We start from the raw sequence: 22,568 nt of genomic DNA, 5'->3' as shown, positions 1-22,568 counted from the left end.
GGAAGCGAATGATGCAAACGGCAATCTAGGGGAGAAAACATCGCGATGAAACTGACAACCGCGCGATCTCGCCTTCATTGCTTGTTGCCCGAAAGCGGGATGAGAGGCTAACGTGGAATAGCCCACGTTTGCTGATGTCCTGATACCGTTGATGACCGGCGAATGACAAAAAGATTTCTGATCACGATCGGCCTTGTTGCGGCGTTCGCGCCGGCCTTTGCCGTGGGCGATCCAGACGGATCCCCGCTTGAATTGACCCTGCCCGTGACCACCGACCCCGCGACGATTCAGTGCCGCCAGATCAGGGCGCAGGACGCTACGTCGCTGTCATTCCTGCCCCTGCACCGGACCTTCAACGACGATTTCGACCAGCATCCGCTGGCGAGCGGGCGATGGGTGCCGCATTATGCCGGCGGCGCGGCGTGGCCGGAGGCGCGTTACTGGGGCGGCGACGGTTCCGATTTCAAACGCAAGACCAGCGCCAATGGCGAGCAGCAGATCTATGTCGATCCGCGCTACGCCGGACGCGGCACGGCGCCGCTCGGCCTCGATCCGTTCCATGTCGAGAACGGGGTACTCTCCATCACGGCCAGGCGCACGCCACCCGATCTGAAGGCCGTGCTGTTCAACAACGAATACACCTCGGGCATCCTGACCACCCAGGGCACGTTCGCGCAGAAATACGGCTATTTCGAAATTCGCGCCAAGATCCCGATCGGCACCGGCGTGTGGCCGGCGTTCTGGCTGCTTGCCGACGACGGCGGCTGGCCGCCGGAGATCGACGCCGTGGAAGGGCGCGGCCAGCGGCCCGGCGACCTCGTGATGACGACGCATTGGCGCATCCCTGCGACCGGCAAGATCGAGCACTGCGGCTTCGATTTCACGGTCCCAGGCGCCGAGGCCGACTTTCACAACTATGGTGTGTTGTGGGAGCCGGACCGCCTGATCTACTTCATCGACCGCAAACCAGTATCCGATATCAGCGTTCCCGTCGGCTTCGATGATCCCGTGTACATGATCGTCAATCTCGCAATGGGGTCAAAATTCTTCAACGGCGTTGGCTTCGTCGACGGCGAGTCCCCCGTGACGGTGAATTTCGAGATCGACCGCATCTCCGCCTACCAGATCGACATGACCTTCGCGGGAGCCAGCAATGTCCGATAAATTCTCGCGTCGGCAATTTGCCGGGCTTGCGGGTCTCTCCGCACTCGGCCTGTCGGCGCCTGCCGCGGCGGCGGACGGCGCGCCGAGGCCGGACGGTGCGAGCTTTCCCGCAGGCTTCCTCTGGGGCACCGCGACGTCGTCCTACCAGATCGAGGGCGCGGTCGACGAGGATGGCCGTGGCCGGTCGATCTGGGACACCTTCACCCATACGCCGGGCAAGATCGAGGACGGCAGCACCGGTGACCGCGCCAACGATCACTATCATCGCTACAAGGAGGACGTCGGCCTCATCAAGGATCTCGGCACAAAGGCCTATCGCTTCTCGATCGCCTGGCCGCGGGTGTTTCCCGACGGCACCGGCACGCCGAACCCGAAGGGCCTCGACTTCTACAATCGTCTGATCGACGAACTCCTGGCGAACGGCATTGAGCCTTACGCCACGCTCTATCACTGGGACCTGCCGCAGGCGCTGCAGGATCGCGTCGGCGGCTGGCGATCCGCTGATACATCGAAGGCGTTCGCCGATTACGCGGGCTATGTCGCGGAACGGGTGACCGACCGCGTGAAGAACATCTTCACCGTCAACGAGGTCGGTCGTTTCCTCCCCTTCGGCTATGCTCTCGGCGTCGACGCACCTGGCTTGACGCTGCCACCGGCGGACGTGAACCAGGCGCGCCACCATGTCGCGCTGGCGCACGGCCTTGCGGTGCAGGCGATCCGCGCCAAAGGGCGTTCTGGCACGCGGGTCGGCCCGGCCGAGAACATCACCACCTGCGTTCCCGCGATCAACACGCCGGAGAACATCCGCGCCACCGAGATTGCGACGCGCGAATTCAATTCCGGCTTCCTCGGCGTCGTCCTCGACGGCAAATACACCGACGGCTTCCTGGCCTATGCCGGTGCGGACGCCCCCAAATTCACGGCCGAAGAGCTCAATATCATCTCGGAGCCCAACGATTTCGTCGGACTGAACATCTACGCGCCGCAGCTCTACATCGTCGCGAGCGACCACAAGCCAGGCTGGAAGCCGCTGCCGATGCCTGCCTCGTTCCCGCATATGAATTCGGACTGGCTGCGGATCGCGCCGGAAGTGATCTACTGGGCACCGCGGATCGCCGCGAAAATCTGGAACCTGAAGAGCATCTATATCAGCGAAAACGGAACCTCGAGTGAAGACAAGATCCAACCCGACGGACAGATCTACGATCTCGACCGCATCATGTACCTGCGCAACTATCTCGCCCAGCTGCAGCGCGCCACCGCCGAAGGCGTCCCGGTCCACGGCTATTTCCTGTGGAGCCTGATGGACAATTTCGAATGGATTTATGGCTATGAGAAGCGCTTCGGCCTGTACCGGGTCGACTATGAGACCCAAGCGCGGGTGCCGAAGCTGAGCGCAGCGTTCTATCGCGACGTGATCGCGCGCAACGCGATCGGAGCGTGACGCGCGAGTGCGCTATCCGGCCTGCGGCCGCGCCCCGGACCATGCTCGCGTAAGCAGGTCGTGAATCTCGGCCTGTTCGATCGGCCGCGGATTCCAGTAGGGATTTCTGGTCGCAAGCGCTGCGGCCTTGTCGATGCCGTCTTCGGGCATGCCGATCTCGGCCAGCGAGCGCGGCGCGCCCAGCTTCGCCGACAATTCGAACAGCCCGTCAGCCGCATCCGACGCACCAAGCGCCCTTGCGGCGCGGCCGATAGCATCACGTGCGGCGGGCGTGTTGTAGGCGATGGTGTGCGGCAGCAGCACCGCATGGGTCTCGGCATGCGGCAGGTCGAACAGCGCGCCAACCGTGTGGCAGAGCTTGTGATGCAGCGCCATGCCGACGGTGCCGAGGCAGACGCCGCATAGCCACGCGCCGTAGAGCGCATCCGAACGGGCTTCGAGATCGCGCGGCCGCGCTACGACCTCCGGCAGCGACAACGCGAGTTTTGCAATCGCCTCTTCCGCCATCAGCGCGGTGATCGGATTGCCGTCCCGCGCATACAGGGCCTCAGCGGCGTGCGCGATCGCGTTGAGGCCGGAGATCGCGGAGAATTTTGCCGGCATCGAAAGGGTCAGGTTCACGTCATAGATCACGACCTCGGGCAGGATCTTTGGCGAGGACTGTGTGGTCTTGACGCCGTCGACGGTCTCACCGAGCACCGGCGTCATTTCGGAGCCGGCATAGCTGGTCGGCAGGATCAATTGCGGCAGGTCAGTGCGGAGCGCGATCGCCTTGCTCAGGCCCGTCGCCGCACCGGCACCAATCGCGACCACGCCATCAGGCTTGAGCGCGCGGACTGCCTCCATCGCGCGCTCGGTCACCGTAACAGGCGTATGAACCACCGCGTCGTCGAACAGGCCGGCCAGGCGGCCGCCGGTCAATGACGCGAGATCGCCGAGCTCGGCCTGTTGCCGCCGGCTCGCCAGCGCCAGCGCACGGGTGATGCCAAGACGCGCGAGTTCGTCCGGCAGGCTCGCGATCGTCCCGACCCCGAACACGACGCGCATCGGGCTGACTTGGTAGACGAAAGGCTGCGGCATGATGAGTCCTGAACCGTCGATCAGCCGCGGCGCCAGTCACGCGGCGTGCAGCCGAAGCGCTGCTTGAAGCGCCGTGTGAAGTGCGAGAGGTCGGCAAAGCCCCAATCGAACGCAATATCGCCGATCGCGCGTCCAAACATTGCCCGGCCCTTCAAATCGCGTGCTGCACCGTCGAGGCGGCGATCAATCACGTAACTGGCAAACGTCGTTCCCGCACGCTCGAACAGCTTGTGCACGTAGCGCTCGCTGATGCCCACGGACAAGGCAACGGTCGAAGCGGTCAGGCCGGGCTCGCGCAGCCTGCGATCAACGGTGCGGCGCAACGCAATCCAGGTCGCTTCCACGAGGCCCAGGGCCTCCGCGCCGCGCCGGCTGCCGCGCGACAGGCTCAGTGCCACGAGATCGAGCAGCACGCCGAACAGCCGTGTGCTCTCCTCTTCCGGCATGCTGGCCGCAGCCGAATTGAGCGCCTGGGCCGTCTCTACGATCAGATGGCCGACCAGCGGGTCGTCGGATACCCGCGCCGGCTTGAACTCGAACGACGGCGGCAGGCGATTCCGCAGCAGCTCTGTCGGGACCCAGAACGACGCGACGTGCAGCGACGGCCCGTGACTGTGGCGCAGCGCGAAAAGCCGTTCACTGTCGAATATGCCGACCTGTCCCGGCGACAGGTCGACGCCCCGCCCGTCCTGTTCAATGCGGCAGCGGCCGGCGAGCTTCAGATTGAGGTAGAAGCAGCTGCTGCTTGACGCGGCGATATCGCTCGGTGAGCGATGCACGAGGTGACCGGGAAACGTGACGCGATTGATGGCACCCGCGCCAAGCCCGATCCGTTCGATCCGGGCGGGAAAGCTGGATTTGTCGGTCGGCTCCGGCGTCAACTTCATGAACGCCTGGCAGATCGCTTCCCGGTAGTAGGCGAACTGTTCGGCCGGCCGCACATCCTCGGTATTCCAGGCGAGGCTTCGCGGGCGATCCGGGGAAACAATTTGTTGCATCAGTTCACTCCGAGGCTAGTCCAGTGCGGCCTCAGCCAAGCGCGGTCGGCCCAACAACCGCAATATCCGACAAACAGCTGCATGAACGCCGCACCACACGAGGAAGCGATCGTCGATCTAATCAAACCCGTCGGAGAAGCACAATATGTCGACCTATGTTCTCGTCCATGGCGCCTGGCATACCGGGGCCGAGCTGGAGCCGGTCGCGGCCATCATCCGCAAGGCGGGCCATGTCGTCCACACGCCGACGATCAAGGGCAATCGGCCCGGCGACAAGAAGGATACCGGCCTTGCCGAGGCGATCCAGTCCATCGTGGACTATCTGGCCGAGCACGACCTGAAGGATATCGTGCTGGTCGGCCACAGCTATGGTGGCATGGTCATTACCGGCGTTGCCGACCTCGCCGGCAATCGCATCCGCCGGCTGGTCTACTGGAATGCGTTCGTGCCCGACAATGGCGAGTGCCTCAACGACATGGTGCCGCCGACCTATGTCGGCCTGTTCGACGCGATCCACGCCGAACGCGGTGACGGCTCAGTGGTGCTGCCGTTCCCGATCTGGCGCGAGGCCTTCATCAACGATGCCGACCTCGAGACCGCGCAGCGTGCCTACGACGTGCTCAATCCGCATCCGCTGAAGACCTTCCAGGACAAGATCTCGCTCAAGACCAACCCGGCCGAGATGCCAATCGCGAAGTCCTACGTCAACTGCACCGAGGACACGGCGATGCCGCACGGCCTGCCCTGGCATCCGCGGCTGTCGCAGAAGCTCGGCCTGTTCCGCCTGGTCCAGGTGCCGGGCAGCCATGAATTGTGCTTCTCGAATCCACAACGCCTAGCTCAAGCCTTCCTTGACGCCGGCCGCGACTGACCGGCGGCGGTGGCGCTACGCCACCGCTTTGTAATCAGGCGCCGTCGCAAGGAAGCGGGCATAGGCGTCCGCGTCGGGCGGCGTGAACTTTTCGACGAGCGGGCTGCGGCGGCGTGCCGACGTGCCGATGTCGGCCAGCAGTTCGTCGAAGTGCTTGAAATGGTAGGGCGCGACGCACAGCCCGCCATAAACGCCCGCCGCCGGACGCTCGACACGCTTGAAGCACAGCATCATCGCGATGTTGTGGTTCATCTCGGTGGCGCTCGGCTGCCTTACGAGCTGGCCGTCGGCGTAGCGCACCAGCCAGTTCGCCGCGAGATCGGCGCACAACACCGTGCAGAAGCTCGAATTGAAGCCGACGAAGCCCATGTCGGGCAGATCGGGATTGGCGATCAGGCGATACAGCCGATATTGCCCATCGGGCTCAACCAGCTTCGCACGATCGGTCTCAGACAGGAACGGCACGCCGAGCTTGTAGCCGATCGCGAGCACCGCGATGTCGGCGGCGATCCGCTGGCCGCCGCTCGTGACGATGGTCTCGCCATCATAGTGATCGAACGTGCCGCGCACCGCCTTGATGCGGCCGTCGGCAACCATCGGATAGAAACCGGGGGTCGCGATCGGCACCGAGCAGTTGACGCCGTCCTCGATCCTCTCCTTCGGCACCATGTCGCACTGCTTCAGCTTGAGCTGCAGCTTCAGCATGCTCTCCAGCCCGCGCCAATTCGCCCACACGAACGGTTTTGCAATCGCATGCGCGAGCCGCGACATCGGCCCGATGCCCCAGCTGCGGAACATCTCCTCCTGGGCGCGGATGTACAGGATACGCTTGAAGTTGACGAGGCCGCCGATGAAATAGGGAATCCGCCAGACCGGCTCGCGGTAGACGATGGTGACCTCGCTGGCGCCGGAATTGACGGCGTTCACCGCGATGTCGGTCGCCGATTTTGAGCCGCCGAGCACGACCAGCTTGCGTCCCTTGGCGAGATCAGGATCGCCATATTGCGACGAATGCAGGATCTGGCCGCCCTGCGCCCTGAAGCCGTCCTCGCCCGCCAGCTTCAGCGTCTGCGGCTCGTTGAACTGTCCGGTGCAGACGGCGACGAAATCGAAATCTTCATGGCCAGTGGTGCCGTCCGCGTTGCGCAGCACGAGCGTCCAGCCTGGCTTGCCATCGGCGCGACGGTTCATGGCCTCTACCTTGATGTTGAAGCGGATCGCACCGTCGAGCCCATGATCCCGGGCATAATCGCGCAGATAGGCATGGACCTGCGGACCCTTCGGCCATTCCGGATAGGAATCCGGCATCGCCTTGTCGGTGTAGCGATAGAGCTCTTTCGGGCTCTGGGTCTGGACGTCGGGATAGGCGCGCGCCGGCTCCCAGACCCCGCCGAGATCGCCGCTGCGCTCGATGATCGTGACCTTGTGGCCACGCGTGGCGAAGGCCTTTCCGGCGGCGAGCCCCGACACGCCGGCGCCGATGACGCACACTTGCTTCTGCTTGACCATGAAACCGCTCCGCGATGAGTGAACTGGTCCATTCCCTTAAGCGCACGAATCCCCGTCGTCGCCGGAGGGTTGCTCCGGCGAATTCCATGTCGCGTGCGCGGTTCTGCTTTGGCCGCCCGAGCCTAGTCGTTGGCTTCCGGCGGCAGAAAATCCACCTCGTGCTCGGCGGAAATACGCACGACTTCGGCGGGGTCCTGCAGATTGTGCAGCTTCTCGAACAGCGCTTCGAGCTTCTGCATCGGCGAGACCCAGAACAGCGCCCGCGCCGGCTTGTCCGACTTGTTGAAATAGCCATGCGGGATGCCGCGCGGCAGGCGCACGAGGTCGCCTGCCTTGGCCTGTACCCAGACCCCGTCGAGCTTGAGGTCGAGCACGCCCTCCTGCACCAGGATGAACTCCTCCTGGGTCGGATGGATGTGCACCGGCACGAACTGACCGGGATCGCTGTTGGTCTCGAACGCGAAGGTCGAGTCGGTCACCGCCTTCGGATAATAGACCTGGCCCAAGATACTCCAGGTCTTGCCGCCGTAGCCGGTGCCGTTTTGCGTGATGCCTTTTTCGAGCTTGCCCATGTCAGCCTCTCCAGATTGGATGCGCATTGCGGAGCCCGAACCTGTCGCCGGCCGCGCGGGCTGTCTAGCCGATAAACGAATCCGCAAGCCGGATACGATCATGCTGCGATGCGAAAGGGGGCGGCCGTCCTGGGTGTGCCCAAAGCTGGTGCTCCCGGCTGCGCGCCAATCGGGCAGCTTGCGCAGCGAAACCGCGTTCCCCTTTTCAGAAAGATGCATTAGGCTGCCGATGCTTTAGACCTCAAACAACTCCGGACGGCCGGCGTGATGGCGACGAGCAGCGAGGTTTCGACGAGGGCAAGGCTGGCGGAGTTCGCGCGAGTCTCCACCACGCGCGTCGACGACGCCGCCGAGGCGATCGGACGCATCTTCTGCCCGCACCACCTGACGCCGGTCGAGCGGTCGGAGCGGGATTTCTTCGCCCTTCACAACTGCGCCGACTTCGACGGCTTCTCCGTCAACTACGTTGCCTATGGCGGCTCGGTGTCGATCAACCCCGGCTGCCTCGATCGCTTCTTCCTGCTGCAGATGCCGTTGCACGGCTCCGCTTCGGTGAAAACCGCGGCGCGCGAGGTAACGGCCGGACCGCAACGCATCGCATCGCTGCTGTCGCCGACCATACCGACGGAGATGACATGGCGCGACGATTGCGCGCAACTCATCGTGCTGCTCGACCGCAAGCTGGTGGAGCATCGCGCAGCGGCGCTTGGCGGCTCGGCAGTGCGGCCGGTCGAATTCGATCCGGCCCTCGATCTGACACGTCCGGCCGGGCAAACACTCGCCGCGGGAATCGAACATCTGGTCACGCTTGCCGAACAGGCCGGGCCACAGAAGAAGCTGCCCGCGATCGCAGCGGCCGATTGGCGCGAGGCATTCCTCAGCACGCTGCTCAACGGCCAGCATCACAGCCTGAGCGCCGCCATCGATGTGTTCAACGGGCGCGGCGAAACCCAGCCGGCGGCGCTGAAGCGGGCGCGGGCCTATCTGGAAACGCGCGCAACCGAGCCGCTTGATCTCGCCGAGCTCGCCGATATCGCGGGCACCGGCATCCGCGCGCTGCAGATCGGCTTCCGCCGCCATTTCGGGACCACGATTTCCGAGATGCTGCTGGACATCCGTCTCGCCGAGCTCAACGCGCGTCTCAAGACGGCGCGGCCGGGCGAGCGGATCGTCGATATCGCCTTCGACCTCGGCTTTACCCATCTCAGCCGCATGGCCAGCGCCTATCGCACCAAGTTCGGCGAGAGCCCGCGGGCGACCCTGCGGTGGCTGAGCTAATTGATGGCGGCGACGTCCCTCACCTCTTCTTGCGTGCGAAGAACCCCTGGAACGCAGCGACCGCCTCTGGAGAGCGCATCCGTTCGCCGAAATTGCGGTCCTCCTCGCCGATCCGGCGGACCAGATCCTCGGTCGGCGGCTTGAGCAGCTTTCGGGAGATCGCGACGGCCTCCGCCGGCAACGCGCAGATATCGCGCGCGACCTTCTGCGCCTCGACGACCGCATGTCCGGGCGGAACGACCAGGTTGACGAAGCCGGCCTCGTGGCCGTCGGCGGCGCTCATCGCGCGCCCGAGCACCAGCATCGCGAACGCCCGCTGGTGACCGACCATGCGAGGAACCAGCAGGCTTGTCGCGCCTTCCGGAACCAGGCCATATTGGATGAACGGCGACGAGAACGTCGCCGTGGTGCTGGCGACGACATAGTCGCAATGAAACACCATCGTGGTCCCGATGCCGATCGCGATGCCATCGACGGCCGCGATGATCGGCTTGGTGTTGTTGACGAGCGACTGCAGGAAGATCACCGAGTTGCGCGGCCGGGTCACCTCGTATGTCGCGGCCTGCAGGTAGTCGCCGATGTCGTTGCCCGCCGAGAATACGCCGGAGCGCCCGGTCAGGATCAGGCAGCGGATCGCGGGATCGCGTTGCGCGGAATCGATCGCATCGCTCATCGCGAGATACATGTCCTGGGTCAGCGTATTCTTCTTCTCCGGGCGCCGCATCGTGATGATGCGCACCGCCTCCTGGTCGCTGACGATGATATGCTCGCTCATGGTTCAGCCGAGCTCCCTTGCGACATTACATGTTCTGGCCGGCGCGGCTTTAACCGGCCTTAGTTCTACGAGAACGCCGAGGCGACCAACAATACCATAAGTGCCGCCATGATGGTGAAGAGCCTGAGAGCAGCCAGTTGATCCATCACGTAATCTCCTTTCGGGGTGACTCCTATTGGCCGGATGGCGTGCGGACGCCATGCCAGGCATCGCGCACCTGGTGATAATGAACCTCGGGCAGGTAATCCGGCGTGTTGAGGTTGAGCGTGCGCACGTCGAGCCGCCCGACCGCGCTGAGCAAGGTGTAGGACGCGATGACGCGGTCGCGCTGCGCGAGAATTTGTCGCGAGCGGGCGTTGGTCAGGTCCTGCTGCGCGTTGAGCACGTCGATTGTGGTGCGCTGACCGCCCTGCGCCTCGCGCCGGACACCTTGCAGCGCGACCTCGGCCGCGCGCGTCTCCGACTCTGCCGCCGAGAGCGCCACCTTGGTGCCCTCATTGGATACCCACGCGCTGACCGCGGCGGTGCGCGACTGGTTGCGAACCTGCTCGAGCACCATGCGGCTCTGCGAGGCCAATTCCTTGGCCTGCCGTGTTTGCGACGCGGCCGTGCCGCCGTCATAGATCGGCACATTGATCTGCCCGAGTACGGAGGCCTGGTCGGTGCCGGACGTGCTGAGCGTCGGGTCTGACTGCACCGACCGGCTCGCGCCGGCCTGAACCGCAACGGTCGGCAACAGGGCGCTCTCGGCCACCTTGATCGTGGTCTGGGCAACGTCGATATCGTAGCCCGCTCCGAGGACCGCAGGATGTTCGTGATTGGCGGTCTCGATCGCCGCCGCCATCGATGTCGGCGAGAGCCGGTCGACCGGCGCGGCCGCTGCGAGCCGGGACGGGGCCTCGCCGATCACCTGGGCATAGGTAGCCTTGCTGATGGCGAACGTCACATCAGCGGCGTTGAGATCGGCGAGGCCGCGGTTCAATCTTGCTTCCGCTTGCGCGGTGTCGGTCGGCGTGACGTCGCCGGCGGCGAGCCGCCGCGCGGTCGTGGCCTGGATCTCGCGGAGCACCGCGACATTGGTGCGCTGCGCCTCGAGCAGCGCCTGATTGGCCATCACGTTCATGTACGCGGTGACCGCGTCCAGCAACACGCCTTGCCCGGTGTTGCGCAATGCTTCACGTCCCGACAGCACCTGGAATTCGGCGACGCGAACGCTGTTCGCAGTCTTGAAACCGTTGAACAGCACCTGAGTGACGGTGACGCCGATGGTCCAGGACTTCAACGTAGCGCTCTGGATGGTGTTGTCGGGCAGCGTGTTGCGCACGGCCTGCAGCCCGGCACTGAGGCTGGCCACGATCTGAGGCCGATATCCGGCCAGCGCGATCGGCACGTTTTCGTCAGCACCGCGCTGGCGTGCACGGTCGGCATTGAGCTGCGGATTGGCCTGGTAGGCGAGCACCAGGGCTTCCGTGAGCGTCTCCGCCGCGGCCGGCGTCATCTGCGCGAGCGTCGCTGCGAGGCAGAGCGGCAACCACCCCAGCGAGCCGCGCCTCGTGCCCTCCTTTGAAACCGCCCTACTCACAACCCACCTCGATCATCATCGTCGCCTGTCATTCCGCCGGCGCCAACTGGCCGGCGGCGGCGAGACCTTGCCGGGTACGCCGCGAGAACATCGAAATCAGCGCCGGCAGGGTCACGAGGATCACGATCGGCGCCAGCGTCATGCCGGCCACCACGACGATCGCCAGCGGCTTCTGCACCTGGGAGCCGATGCCGGACGACACCGCCGCGGGCAGAAGCCCGATGCCCGCAACCACGCAGGTCATCAGCACCGGGCGAAGCTGCAGTTCACCGGTGCGCAGGATTGCGGCACCGCGTTCCATGCCCTCGTCGATCAACTGGTTGTATTGCGAGAGGATGATGATTCCGTCCATCACCGAAATGCCGAACAGCGCAATGAACCCGATCGCTGCAGAAACGCTGAAGGGAATTCCGGTCAGCAGCAATCCGAGGATGCCGCCAAGCACCGCCATCGGGATCACGCTCATCGTGAGCGCGGTATCGATCACGGAACCGAAATTGAACCAGATCAGCATCGCGATCAATGCCAGGCTGATCGGGACGACGATCGACAGCCGTTTGATCGCGTCCTGCAGATTGCCGAACTCGCCGACCCATTCGACGCGCGATCCCGGTGGCAACTGCACCTGCGCCGCGACCTTGTCCTGCGCCTCCTGAATCGCGCTGCCGAGATCGCGCTCACGCACCGAGAACTTGATCGGCAGATAGCGCTCCTGCTGCTCGCGATAGATATACGCCGCGCCCGACACCAGCTTGACGGTCGCGACCTCGCTGAGCGGCACCTGCGTGATGCCGTTCGGCCCTTGCGCGCCGATCCGCAGGTTCTGGATCGCCTCCGCGCTGCGGCGGAACTGCGGGGCAAGACGGATGATGATCGGAAAATGGCGGTCGCTACCGGGCTCGTAGAGGTCACCGGCACTGTCGCCGCCGATTGCTGTCTTGATCGTGGTGTTGATGTCGCCGGGCGAGAGCCCGTAGCGCGCCGCCCGCGCGCGATCGATGTCGATCTGCACCGTGGGCTGGCCGAGCGAGGTGAACACCGCCAGGTCGGTGACGCCCTGCACGGTCGACAGCACCGACTTGATCTTGTTGGCGGTATCCGTCAGCGCCTGCAGGTCGTTACCATAGAGCTTGATCGAGTTCTCGCCCTTGACGCCGGACACCGCCTCCGAGACGTTGTCCTGGAGGTATTGCGAGAAGTTGAATTCGACGCCGGGAAACTGTTCCTGCAAATCGGCGAGCAGTTTTGCCGTCAGTTCGTCCTTGCTTTCGCCGTCCGGCCATTCCTTCGCCGGCTTCAGCGGCGCAAAGAATTCCGCGTTGAAGAAGCCCGCGGCGTCGGTGCCGTCGTCGGGGCGGCCGTGCTGCGATACGACCGATTCCACTTCGGAACGGCGCGCGATCAGCTTGCGCATGTCGTTGACATAGGCGTTGCCCGCCTGCAGCGAAATCGTCGGCGGCAAGGTCGCGCGGATCCAGAGATTGCCCTCCTCGAGCTTGGGCAGGAACTCGAGGCCGAGCAGCCGCACCGCAACAGCGGTGATCAGGACCAGCGCTACGCCACCCATCAGCACGATCCGGCGATGCGCCAGCGAGCTCGCCAGCACCGGCATATAGAGACGGTGCAGCAGACGCATCAGGAAGGTCTCGGTCTCCTCGACATGCGCCGGCAGGATGATGGCGCTGAGCGCAGGCGTCACGGTGAAGGTCGCGAGCAGGCCGCCGGCCAGCGCGTAGGCATAGGTCCGCGCCATCGGACCGAAGATGTTGCCTTCGACGCCGCTCAGCGTGAACAGCGGCAGGAATGCCGCGATGATAATCGCCGCGGCAAAGAAGATCGACCGCGACACATCGGCGGCAGCGGTCAGGACCGCGTGATGCTTCATGTCGGCTGCCGTGCTGGCGGAGATCGCGGCCTGCTCGTGCTCGGAGAGATGCACCGTGTGCGACAGCCGCCGGAAGATCGCTTCGACCATGATGACGGTGGCATCGACGATCAGGCCGAAATCGATCGCGCCGACCGACAGCAGGTTGGCGGATTCGCCGCGCAGCACCAGAATGCCGACCGCGAAAAACAGCGCGAACGGTATCGTCGCGCCCACGATGAAGGCGCTGCGGAGATCGCCGAGGAACACCCACTGCAGAAAGACGATCAGCGTGATGCCGACCACCATGTTCTCGAGCACGGTATGGGTCGTGGTCTCGATCAGATCCTTGCGGTCGTAAATGCGTTCGATCCGGACGCCCGGCGGCAGGATCGAGGAGCTATTGATCGAACTGACCAGTTGCTCGACCCGGGAGATCGTCGGTGAACTCTGTTCGCCGCGCCGCATCAGCACGATGCCTTGAACGATGTCGTCGGCCTCGTCCTGGCCGGCAATCCCGAGCCGCGGCTGCTCGCCGACGCTGACGGTCGCGACGTCCTTGACCAGAACGGGCGTGCCGCCGCTTGCGGCAACCATGGTGTTGGCGAGCCCGTCGATCGATCGGATCAGGCCGACACCCCGCACCACCGCGGACTGCGGACCGATATCGATGGTATTGCCGCCGACATTGACGTTGGCATTGCTCACGGCCTGGAGAAGCTGCGGCAAGGTCATGCCGTTGGCCACGAGCTTGTTGAAGTCGACCTGGAGCTCGTAGGTCTTGGTCTTGCCGCCCCAGCCGGTGACGTCGATCACCCCGGGCACGGTGCGGAAGCGGCGCTGCAGCACCCAGTCCTGCAGCGTCTTGAGATCAAGCACCGAATAGTTCGGCGGGCCGACCAGGCGATAGCGATAGATCTCGCCGATCGGGCTGAGCGGCGAGATCTGCGGCTGCGCATTGTTGAGCAGCGGCGGTAGCTGCGACAGCCGGTTCAGCACCTGCTGTTGCGCCTGGTCGTAGGTATAGTCGAACGAGAATTGCAGCTTCACGTCCGACAGGCCGTAAAGCGAGATGGTTCGGATCACCTTCAGGTTCTTGATGCCCGCGACCTGCGTCTCCAGGGGAATCGTGATGTAACGCTCGATTTCCTCGGCCGACAGGCCAGGGCTCTGGGTGACGATATCGACCATCGGCGGCGTGGGGTCGGGATAGGCCTCGATGTTCAATTGCTGGAACGCGACGAGACCGCCGATGAGGACGGCCGCAAACAGCCCCACCATCAGGAACCGACGATTGACTGCGAGAGCGACGAGGCGGTCCATGCGATCCGATCTTTGCGCGTGATGGCGGCTAAAGGCTAACTGCCGGACGCAGCCCGATCGATGAACAGGCTGCCTCGGGTCACGATCTGCTCGCCGGCCTTCAGATTGGTGCGAACCTCGACCAGATTGCCGTTGGTCAGGCCGGTTTCGATCTCACGTAACTCGATCGACTTGTCATCATGCGCAACCCAAAGCCGGACGTGATCACCCTCATAGATCAGCGCCTGCTTCGGCGCGCCGACGGAGGGACGGTTGCCGCCGGCATAGATCGTGACGCTGGCGAACATCTCCGGCTTGAGCTGGCCGTCCCTGTTGTCGAGCGTCGCGCGCACCAGCAAGCGGCGGGTTGCCGGATCAATCGCCGCAGCGACATAGTCGAGCTTGGCCGTGTACGCCTTGCCCGGCAGAGCCAGCACGGTGAACGCCATCTCCTGCCCGACAGCGACATCGGCCGCCTCGCTCTCGCGCACGAAAGCCGTCAACCAAACCGTGGAAAGGTCTCCGATGACGAACACCGGATCGCTGGCGCCGCTGCTGATGAACTGACCCGGACCTACCTTGCGCTGGACGACGGTGCCTCCGATCGGCGAGTAGATCGGCGTATCGGCGCTGATCTGCCTGGTCTGCTCGAACGACGTGATCTGCTCCTCGGACCGGCCGAGGATCCGCAATCGGTTATGCGTCGCTTCGAGCGCGGTCTCGGCCGAACGCAAGTCGTTCTGGGCCGTGGTCAGATCGGCCTGCGCCTGCTGCCAGTCCTTCAGCGGCACGGCCTTGCCGGCATAAAGATCGTTGGCCCGCTTCTCGACGGTCTCGGCCAGCTTCAGCTTCGAGCGGGCGGTGTTGAGTGTACCCAGCGCCGCAACGAAATCGTTCAGCGCCTGCACGGCGTCGGTGGCTTCCACCACGAACAGCGGCTGACCGCGCTCGACAACGTCGCTGGGCTTGACCAGGAGTTTGATGACCCGCCCGGCATAGGGCGAAAAGATCGGCGTCGAGCTCTCTTCGTTGACCGCGACCTTGCCTTCAGTGATGTGCTCGGCACGAAAGACGCGCTCCACCACCGGCTCGACTGACAGCGTCGCCCATTCCGCGGCTGTGGGTATATAGCGCGGCGGCTTCGCGCGGGCCTGGCTCGACACTTCGGATGATTTGGCATGCGGCGCGAATATTCGACCCGCGGCATATAGACCGCCCGCCGCCAGCACCATCGCTGCGACGAGGATCGCCGTACGCCGCCAATTCCTGTTCGCTACAATCATCATAACACTACAATCGTCATAGTATCCGAGACGCACCCACCGCCGACAACGATACGCCCGCTATAAAGAAGCCTCTTCATGATTTTGCCCCAAGCTAATGCAACCGACGCTTCGAGCGCTCGCGCGTGTAAGGCCAGCGTAATCATTCCCGGGGCACCGAGAAAAAGGCGATACGGGTCTCCCCACGCTTTCATTAAGATAAAATATCCGAAGCGATCCTCCTGACGTTAGTTGCGCACATAAGCGTCATTTGCTTACGCACTTGCTCAAGAACCCGGCGAACGGCGTGACGTTTTGTTAAGATCTTGCGACACGCTGCAACAGATTGCAGCGGGCTGTGTCATTTCCGCCATAGCGCGGCAAGCGCTGCGCTCGGAATCGATACGATTGCTATTTTATTGCTATGGAAACCGCCGGATACCTCCATCGAAGATATATGCAGCCATTGGCTAAGCTTGTTGCTGGAGCGAAATCGTTCGCTTCGATGCAACGGAGCATCGCTCGTCGTGGCGAACGTTACGAACTGTGCAAACGATGCGGCCCTCGATGGCGGGATCGACGATATCGATCTCGACTTCCTGCCGGCCAATCTCACGGCGCAGTGCCGCAACCTGATCGAGAGCTATCACGACGTTCACGGCTATGCCTGCCTGCCCGACATGTTGTGGCGCGCCAGGCTCGGGCCCTTCATCGAACGCCATCGCGAATTCCGGCAACGGCTGCGAAAGGCGTCGACGACCCGAAGCGCCAAGAAGTCCCACCAGGGCTTTGTCGAGATCGCGACCGCGATCCTGTCGCTGGAGATATTGGCCAGCAGCTTCGCCGGCTGGAGCGCCCTTTATCCGGACGCCGGCGCAACGGCGCTGTCCATCCTGAAGCGGCAATCCGGCTCTTCGCTGACCCCGCTGATGGACTTCTATCTCTATCCGCCCAAATACATCAGCTCGGCGGCAATCAGCAAACTGACGCCGCCGCGGGCCAACCAGATCGGCGAATCCGGTCTGTACCGGGCGTCGAAGCCGGAGCTCGCAGGGGAAAAACTCGCGCTCGGCTACGTCAACGAGCTGCTGCAGAGATCCGACGACAAATCGCCCCTGCCGCATCTGCGCTGAACCCTCGAACCGATCCGCAAGCCGCCGCGTCGAGCCGCGGCTATTACTTTTATATATCCCGTCCGCTCCAACAACATTGAATCTATATCCGGTTCTGAGGAATGCTCGGGTCGCTGGGTAGTTGGCGACATCGGGGCAATAACGACGATCGGACGTTGAGCATTTGCGCGGACGCGGGCCATTTTGGCGGCGTACCGTTTCGTGTTCGGTACACCTGTCGGATGTTGCCGGGGCGGATTCTGTGCTGGCCCGGAAGGCCAGAGCGAGAATCTTCCGGTGTCTTTCTCTACGAGAGCAAAATACTTGATTGATTCCATGCCTCTGTTTCAACGGCTCGCGGATGCCCGAACGCGCCGCACTGAAACGACACCTGACGCCGTATTGACCGACGAGACGCAATCGTCGTGGGCGATGCGGCTCGACGTGCTGCCTCTCGTGCTGTCGGTCGGCTCGATCCTGCTGATCACGGCACTGCTGTTCGTGCTCGACTCGATGGTCGCGGCCACCCTGATCCCCGTCGCCTATCTGATCCCGATCATCTTCGCAGCCACGCGCTGGGGCATATGGGCGAGCACGTTCGCGTCGCTGGCCGCAATCGCCGCCTCCGATTTCTTCTTCTTCGAACCGGTCTACAGCTTTCGGGTCGACAACCCGCAGGAGGCCGTCGACCTTCTGCTGTTCCTCGTCGTGGCGCTGGCGACCAGCAATCTTGCGTCGCGGCTGCGGCGCGAGACCGAGCTGCTGCGGCGCCGTGAGAGGGAGATCCAGCATCTCTATGGATTCTCGAAGCGGCTGGCCGCCTGCTTCACGGTCTCCGACCTGATCGCCGCCATTCACTATTACCTCTCGCATACGCTCGGCGCGCGCGGGGCGCTGTTCGTCGCCGCCTCGGACGGCCACTTCAAATCGCTGCCGGGATCTGCGATCGCCCCGCCGACAGTGCTGGAGGCCGTGACGGCCATGACGGAGACCGTCGGCGCGACCGGCCGCAGCGTCGTCGATGCACCGTCGCAGAATATCTGGCTGCTGCGCACCATCAGTTCCGAGACGGTGGTCCACGGCGTCATCGCCATCAATGTCGGGCACGGCACCCTCGATGAGATCCGGAGCCGGACCCGGCGCGTCGAGGCGATCCTCGAAGAGGTCACACTGACGCTGCAACGGCTCGATATCGGCAAGGCGATGGACGACGCCCGGCTGCATCTGCAGGCCGAACTGTTGCGCGACGCCTTCCACGGCACGCTCTCGCATGAGCTGCGCTCGCCTCTGGCGGCGATCCGGGGGTCGGTGAGCGTCATGGACTCGATGCAGGCGGTTCGCGATGACGAGCGGCTCCACTCGCTGACGGAAGCGATTTCGGAGGAGGTCGCCCACCTCGACGGCCATATCCGGAACCTCTTGAATGCCACGCGGGTGACCGCCGGCGGGCTGACCCCCCGTCTCGAATGGGCCGATCCGCGCGACATCGTCAATGCCGCGGTGAAGGGCCGCGCCCGGCGCCTTCAGGCGCATCTCCTGGAGATCGCGTTCGAGGACGAACTGCCGCTGCTCAATGTCGATTCCGGCCTGATCGAGGAGGCCTGCGGCCAGCTTTTGGAGAACGCCGCCAAATATTCGCCGTCCGGCTCGACGATCAAGGTCCTGACCCGACACGACCGCGGGCGCGTCATCATATCGATCGTCGACCAGGGCGTCGGCATCACACCGGACGAGCAGCGCCATATCGGCCGCAAATCGTTTCGCAGCGAGCGCCATCAGGCCAGTATCCCGGGCTCCGGGCTCGGCTTCTGGATCGCGTCTACTTTCGTCACGACCCACAGCGGCACCGTCGAAATCGCCAGTCGCGGCCAGGGTCTCGGCACCACGGCATCGATCTTGCTACCTGCCCTTCAATGCGAAACCTCGGAACTGGCCGCCTTCGACGATGAGTAAGCCGAGCAACCTCGTCCTCTTGATCGACGACGAGCCGAAGATCCGGCGTTTCCTGCGCGCGGGCTTCGAGATCCATGGCTTCTCGGTCCTCGAGGCGGAGAATGCCGCCGAGGGACTGAAGATCGCGACGTTCAATTCGCCCGACCTCGTGATTCTCGATCTTGGTCTGCCGGACCTGCACGGCAGCGAGGCACTCGAGCGGCTGCGCTCGTGGTCGAACGTTCCGGTCATCGTGCTCTCCGTCGAAGCCAACGAGGATGAGAAGGTCCGCCTGCTGCAGGCGGGCGCCGACGACTACGTGGTGAAGCCGTTCGGCATGGCCGAGCTTCTCGCGCGCAGCGACGCTGCGTTGCGCCGCTATTTCAAGAGCGCCACCGAGAATCCGGTGGTCGTGGTCGGGCCGCTCGCCGTCGATCTCGCCAGCCGGACCGTCTCGCTCAACGACGCCAGGATCAAGCTGACCCGGAAGGAATACCGCCTGCTGCACATCCTGGCGATGCATGTCGGGCTTGTGGTGACGCACGATCAGCTGCTGAAGGAGATCTGGACCGGCAACCAGCGGGACAACATCCAGTACCTGCGTATCCTGGTGCGCAAGCTCCGCCAGAAGATCGAGGCCGATCCAAACCAGCCGCGTCTGCTGATCACCGAGTCCGGGGTTGGCTACCGGCTGGAGAACCGCCTGGAACCCATCGTGGCGGTCTGAAATACCGACGCCACATCGGGCGCGACCGGCCGGGACAGACATACAAAAATAATATATTTCCATCGCGGAAAGCCTTAGTTTGCCTCGAAAAGGGGCGCGCGGTGCAATTTCTGATACGGCCTTTTCATATCCTCGGCTTCGAGGGCCAGAACTGGATGCTAATCGTGGTCGCCGTCGTGGCCGCCTTCCTGCTGTTCGCCTGGAGGACCCGGGACCGAATCTGACCGATCCACGCCTATTGGCAGTGGTTGCCGGCGCGGAGCCGGACCCTGCCCATTCGGCCAGTTTCCGGACCGCCGGCGGCATCCCAGATTGAGGGAAGCCACAGGAGCTTTCCATGACCGATTCGACCACCCTCTCCGCCCTCTCTTCAGCCCTTGCGGAGGCGGTCGCGCGCGCCGCACCCGCGATCGTCTCCGTGCATTCGCATCGTCTGCGGGCGTCCGGCTTCGTCTGGAAGCCCGGCCTCATCGTCACCGCGGACGAGGCGCTGGCCGACGAAGGCGAGGTCGAAATCCAACTTTCCGACGGCAGCCGGCGGCAGGCGACCGTCGCCGGGCGCGACCACACCACCGACATCGCGCTGCTGCGGATCGACGGAGATATCGCCCCAGTCAAACTGTCGGCAAATATCCCGGCGCTGGGATCGCTTGCGGTTGTCGTCGCGGCTGATAGCGGCGCCCCAACCGCGCGGCTCGGCATGGTCTCGCTGTCGGGCGCGGCCTGGCGCAGCATGCGTGGCGGCGAGATCGACGCACGGGTCGAACTCGACGTGCGGCTGCGGCACAGCCAGCAGGGCGGACTGGCGCTGAATGCCGAAGGAGACGCTTTCGGCATGGCAGTCCTCGGTCCGCGCCGCGTGCTGACGATCCCGACCTCGACCATCGAGCGCGTCGCGGCGCAGCTCGAAAGAAGCGGCCGCATCCCGCGCGGATATCTCGGCCTCGGGATGCAGCCGATCCGCCTCGACGACGGCATCGGCGCGATGGTGATGAATGTCGACAAGGACGGTCCATCGGCCGCCGCCGGCATCCGGCAAGGCGACGTGATCATTGCCGTCAATGATGAGCGGCTGTCCGGCGTGCGGGCGCTGTCGCGGAGCCTGGGCCCGAAGAGCGTCGGCACCGTGGTCGACGTGACGGTCCGTCGTGGTGGTGAGCCGTTGCACGTCAGGGTGACGATCGGCGAAAGGCCGGAGGCGTGAGCGAAGCGACCGCACCCGACGTCGTGATCTCGCTGCAGATCGACGATCCGGTCCTGGCAGACCGGCTGGCGACGCTGCTCGGCGGCGTCGCCGGCCTGCGCCTCGCCGCGCCGGGAGAGCCGGCCGCGGCCGCGATCGTCTCGCGCGATCGGGAGGCCGCGGGCTCGCCTGGCGACTTCGAACTGACGCCGCGCGAGCTCGACGTGCTGGCGCTGCTGGCCGAAGGTGCGTCGAACAAGATGATCGCACGCCGCCTCGGCATCTCCGTCCACACCGCCAAGTTTCATGTCGGCTCGCTGCTCGACAAACTCGACGCCACCGGCCGCACCGACGCCGTCGCGCATGCGGCGCGGCGCGGTGTGATCAATTTGTGAGAGGACAATAGCCAACATCGGTGTCGTCGCCCGGCTTGTCCGGGCGATCCAGTATTCCAGAGACGGCGGTGCTTGAGCCGATGGGCCGCGGCGTACTGGGTCGCCCGGTCCATGTGCGCAATTGCGCACAGGCCGGGCGATGACATCTGTGAATGGGGACGCAGCTTCGCATTCTCGCGGCATGTTTCGCCCGAGTTTTGCTTCTCGTTTCGCCCTCTCTTGAACAGAGGGCGCAGGGAAAGCCGGGTGCCGATTGCACCCATGGGCCCGGTGCAACAAAAAGCACCGGGGTAGGACCACAGGTGTAACCGGAAACAACCCGGCTTTCCCTGCGCGATGGGTTTACGGTTTCCTTCGTGCTCTCCCCGGTGAGCGCTTTGTTGCCACCGTTGTCTCTGGGAAGCGTCAGCTCTCAAAAACTTTCCGCCTGCATTGCAGCGTAAGGACCACACGACTTCGCCGTCCGCCTTATGCGCACTCGTCTGTTGCGCAATCCGCGTCCACCGCATCCCACCGCGCGTTCGTGACGTGCGCTCGCCCCTCGATCGGGTGGGACAGGCAAATCTATATACTGAGTTTGTCTTCGGATAAAGCGAAATATTTTTATCGCGGGGGCTTGGCGGGTTTTGCCGATTTGCCCGTCGGGCTGCTGATGCCCCCGCCAAAGATCTCAGCGCGTTGCAGCGCTGCGTGCCGCGGTGATCTGCCGCTTCAGCTCCGCGATGCCGACGGCGCCATAGACCACCTGTTTGCCGATCACATATCCCGGCGTGCCTGTAATGCCTATGGCGCTGGCGAGCTGCACATCCTCCTTGAAGGTCGCGACGATTTCGTCACTCGCCATGTCCTGCTCGAGACGGGCCATATCGAGCCCCTGGTCCCTGGCCGCCGCGAGCGCCTTCTCCTTGCCCGCTTGTCCCGGGCTGCCGAGCAGCGCTTGATGGAAGGCGACGTATTTTTCGCCGCCGGCATCCTGCATGCGCACCGCGACTGCGACCCGCGCTGCATCCAGCGAGCCCGGCCCGAGGATCGGCAGCTCCTTGAGCACGACCTTCAATTTCGGATCGTCCTTCAGCAGCGTGAGCAAATCGGGCAGCGCCCGCTTGCAGAAGCCGCAACTGTAATCGAAGAACTCGACCAGTGTGACGTCGCCGTCGGGATTGCCGAGCGTCACCTGGTGCGGCGAGGAAAACAGCGCAGCCGCGTTGCTCGCGATGGCGGGGCCGTGATCGGCCAGGACATTGGCGGCAGCGCCCGTCGGCGGCCGACGCTTGAGGATCTCCGCCAGCACTTGCGCGATCGCTTCGGGATGTTTCAGGAAGTAGCTCTTGGCGATTTCACCAATCTCATCCGGATGCGACGCGAGATACTCCTTGATGATCTTTCCGATTTCTTCATTCGCGTCCTGCGCCGATGCCGGATGCGGCGCGAACATGATCAGGCCGCCGGCGATCACCGCTGCAAGCCGGTTTGCGAATTTGCGTCTCATCGATCCCTCCATCGCGCTCGCCGCGAACC

Annotated in this window: 18 protein-coding genes; 9 read left to right on the top strand and 9 right to left on the bottom strand. The window is 64.2% G+C overall.

From position 1 onward, the window contains the following. The first annotated feature begins 162 nt into the window (after positions 1–162). Positions 163–1,164, top strand: coding sequence for a glycoside hydrolase family 16 protein (locus tag UP09_RS15755; protein ID WP_044539077.1), 1,002 nt, complete (start codon positions 163–165; stop codon positions 1,162–1,164). Beyond that, complete coding sequence (locus UP09_RS15750) at positions 1,154–2,608, top strand: GH1 family beta-glucosidase (RefSeq protein WP_044539076.1); 1,455 nt, start codon at positions 1,154–1,156, stop codon at positions 2,606–2,608. The genes UP09_RS15755 and UP09_RS15750 overlap by 11 nt, the downstream gene beginning before the upstream one ends. A 12-nt stretch (positions 2,609–2,620) precedes the next feature. On the opposite strand, the gene UP09_RS15745 is transcribed toward UP09_RS15750, so the two are convergent. Next, positions 2,621–3,688 (bottom strand): maleylacetate reductase, encoded by a 1,068-nt coding sequence (locus UP09_RS15745; RefSeq protein ID WP_044539075.1) that lies wholly within the window; start codon positions 3,686–3,688, stop codon positions 2,621–2,623. A gap of 20 nt (positions 3,689–3,708) precedes the next feature. Next, complete coding sequence (locus UP09_RS15740) at positions 3,709–4,686, bottom strand: helix-turn-helix domain-containing protein (protein WP_044539074.1); 978 nt, start codon at positions 4,684–4,686, stop codon at positions 3,709–3,711. Positions 4,687–4,831: 145 nt separating this feature from the next. On the opposite strand from UP09_RS15740, the gene UP09_RS15735 reads away from it, so the two are divergent. Beyond that, positions 4,832–5,557 carry an alpha/beta hydrolase gene (locus UP09_RS15735; protein WP_044539073.1) on the top strand — a complete coding sequence of 242 codons (726 nt, stop codon included), beginning with the start codon at positions 4,832–4,834 and terminating at the stop codon, positions 5,555–5,557. Between the two features lie 15 nt (positions 5,558–5,572). Here UP09_RS15735 and UP09_RS15730 read toward each other — a convergent pair whose 3' ends face one another. Continuing rightward, positions 5,573–7,066, bottom strand: a complete 1,494-nt coding sequence (locus UP09_RS15730) for a flavin-containing monooxygenase (protein WP_044539072.1) — start codon at positions 7,064–7,066, stop codon at positions 5,573–5,575. Between the two features lie 122 nt (positions 7,067–7,188). Next, a complete protein-coding gene (locus tag UP09_RS15725; protein ID WP_044539071.1) occupies positions 7,189–7,638 on the bottom strand; it encodes a cupin domain-containing protein in 450 nt (149 codons plus the stop codon). Positions 7,639–7,905: 267 nt separating this feature from the next. On the opposite strand from UP09_RS15725, the gene UP09_RS15720 reads away from it, so the two are divergent. Further along, positions 7,906–8,916, top strand: a complete 1,011-nt coding sequence (locus tag UP09_RS15720) for an AraC family transcriptional regulator (protein ID WP_044539070.1) — start codon at positions 7,906–7,908, stop codon at positions 8,914–8,916. Between the two features lie 19 nt (positions 8,917–8,935). On the opposite strand, the gene UP09_RS15715 is transcribed toward UP09_RS15720, so the two are convergent. From UP09_RS15715 to UP09_RS15700, 4 genes are all read right to left on the bottom strand, one after another. Beyond that, positions 8,936–9,691: an enoyl-CoA hydratase-related protein gene (locus UP09_RS15715; protein WP_044539069.1), complete on the bottom strand. Its 756-nt coding sequence runs from the start codon at positions 9,689–9,691 to the stop codon at positions 8,936–8,938. A 172-nt stretch (positions 9,692–9,863) separates the two neighbouring features. Beyond that, positions 9,864–11,189, bottom strand: a complete 1,326-nt coding sequence (locus UP09_RS15710; RefSeq protein ID WP_082070158.1) for a TolC family outer membrane protein — start codon at positions 11,187–11,189, stop codon at positions 9,864–9,866. A gap of 112 nt (positions 11,190–11,301) precedes the next feature. Beyond that, positions 11,302–14,460 (bottom strand): efflux RND transporter permease subunit, encoded by a 3,159-nt coding sequence (locus tag UP09_RS15705; RefSeq protein WP_044539068.1) that lies wholly within the window; start codon positions 14,458–14,460, stop codon positions 11,302–11,304. Between the two features lie 35 nt (positions 14,461–14,495). Continuing rightward, on the bottom strand, positions 14,496–15,725 hold the full coding sequence (locus UP09_RS15700; RefSeq protein ID WP_156164620.1) for an efflux RND transporter periplasmic adaptor subunit: 1,230 nt from the start codon (positions 15,723–15,725) through the stop codon (positions 14,496–14,498). A 503-nt stretch (positions 15,726–16,228) separates the two neighbouring features. Here UP09_RS15700 and UP09_RS15695 point away from each other — a divergent pair. The 5 genes from UP09_RS15695 to UP09_RS15675 all read left to right on the top strand — a co-directional run bounded on the left by UP09_RS15695 (position 16,229) and on the right by UP09_RS15675 (position 21,050). Further along, positions 16,229–16,834, top strand: coding sequence for a hypothetical protein (locus UP09_RS15695; RefSeq protein ID WP_044539067.1), 606 nt, complete (start codon positions 16,229–16,231; stop codon positions 16,832–16,834). A 315-nt stretch (positions 16,835–17,149) separates the two neighbouring features. Then, positions 17,150–18,766 carry a DUF4118 domain-containing protein gene (locus tag UP09_RS15690; protein ID WP_082070144.1) on the top strand — a complete coding sequence of 539 codons (1,617 nt, stop codon included), beginning with the start codon at positions 17,150–17,152 and terminating at the stop codon, positions 18,764–18,766. Beyond that, positions 18,759–19,472, top strand: coding sequence for a response regulator (locus UP09_RS15685; RefSeq protein WP_044539065.1), 714 nt, complete (start codon positions 18,759–18,761; stop codon positions 19,470–19,472). The genes UP09_RS15690 and UP09_RS15685 overlap by 8 nt, the downstream gene beginning before the upstream one ends. Positions 19,473–19,809: 337 nt before the next feature. Next, positions 19,810–20,676, top strand: a complete 867-nt coding sequence (locus tag UP09_RS15680; RefSeq protein WP_044539064.1) for a S1C family serine protease — start codon at positions 19,810–19,812, stop codon at positions 20,674–20,676. Further along, a complete protein-coding gene (locus UP09_RS15675) occupies positions 20,673–21,050 on the top strand; it encodes a response regulator transcription factor (RefSeq protein WP_044539063.1) in 378 nt (125 codons plus the stop codon). Before UP09_RS15680 ends, UP09_RS15675 begins: the two co-directional genes overlap by 4 nt. Before the next feature lie 670 nt (positions 21,051–21,720). Here the strand turns inward: UP09_RS15675 and UP09_RS15670 are convergent. Beyond that, entirely contained in the window at positions 21,721–22,539 is an 819-nt protein-coding gene (locus UP09_RS15670; RefSeq protein WP_052833118.1) for a DsbA family protein, read from the bottom strand. Positions 22,540–22,568 lie beyond the last annotated feature (29 nt).

Origin of the sequence: Bradyrhizobium sp. LTSP885 (assembly GCF_000938305.1) — a bacterium.
Taxonomy (GTDB): Bacteria; Pseudomonadota; Alphaproteobacteria; order Rhizobiales; family Xanthobacteraceae; genus Bradyrhizobium.
Note: the sequence above shows the minus strand (reverse complement) of the source record. Positions and strands in the feature narration are given on the sequence as shown.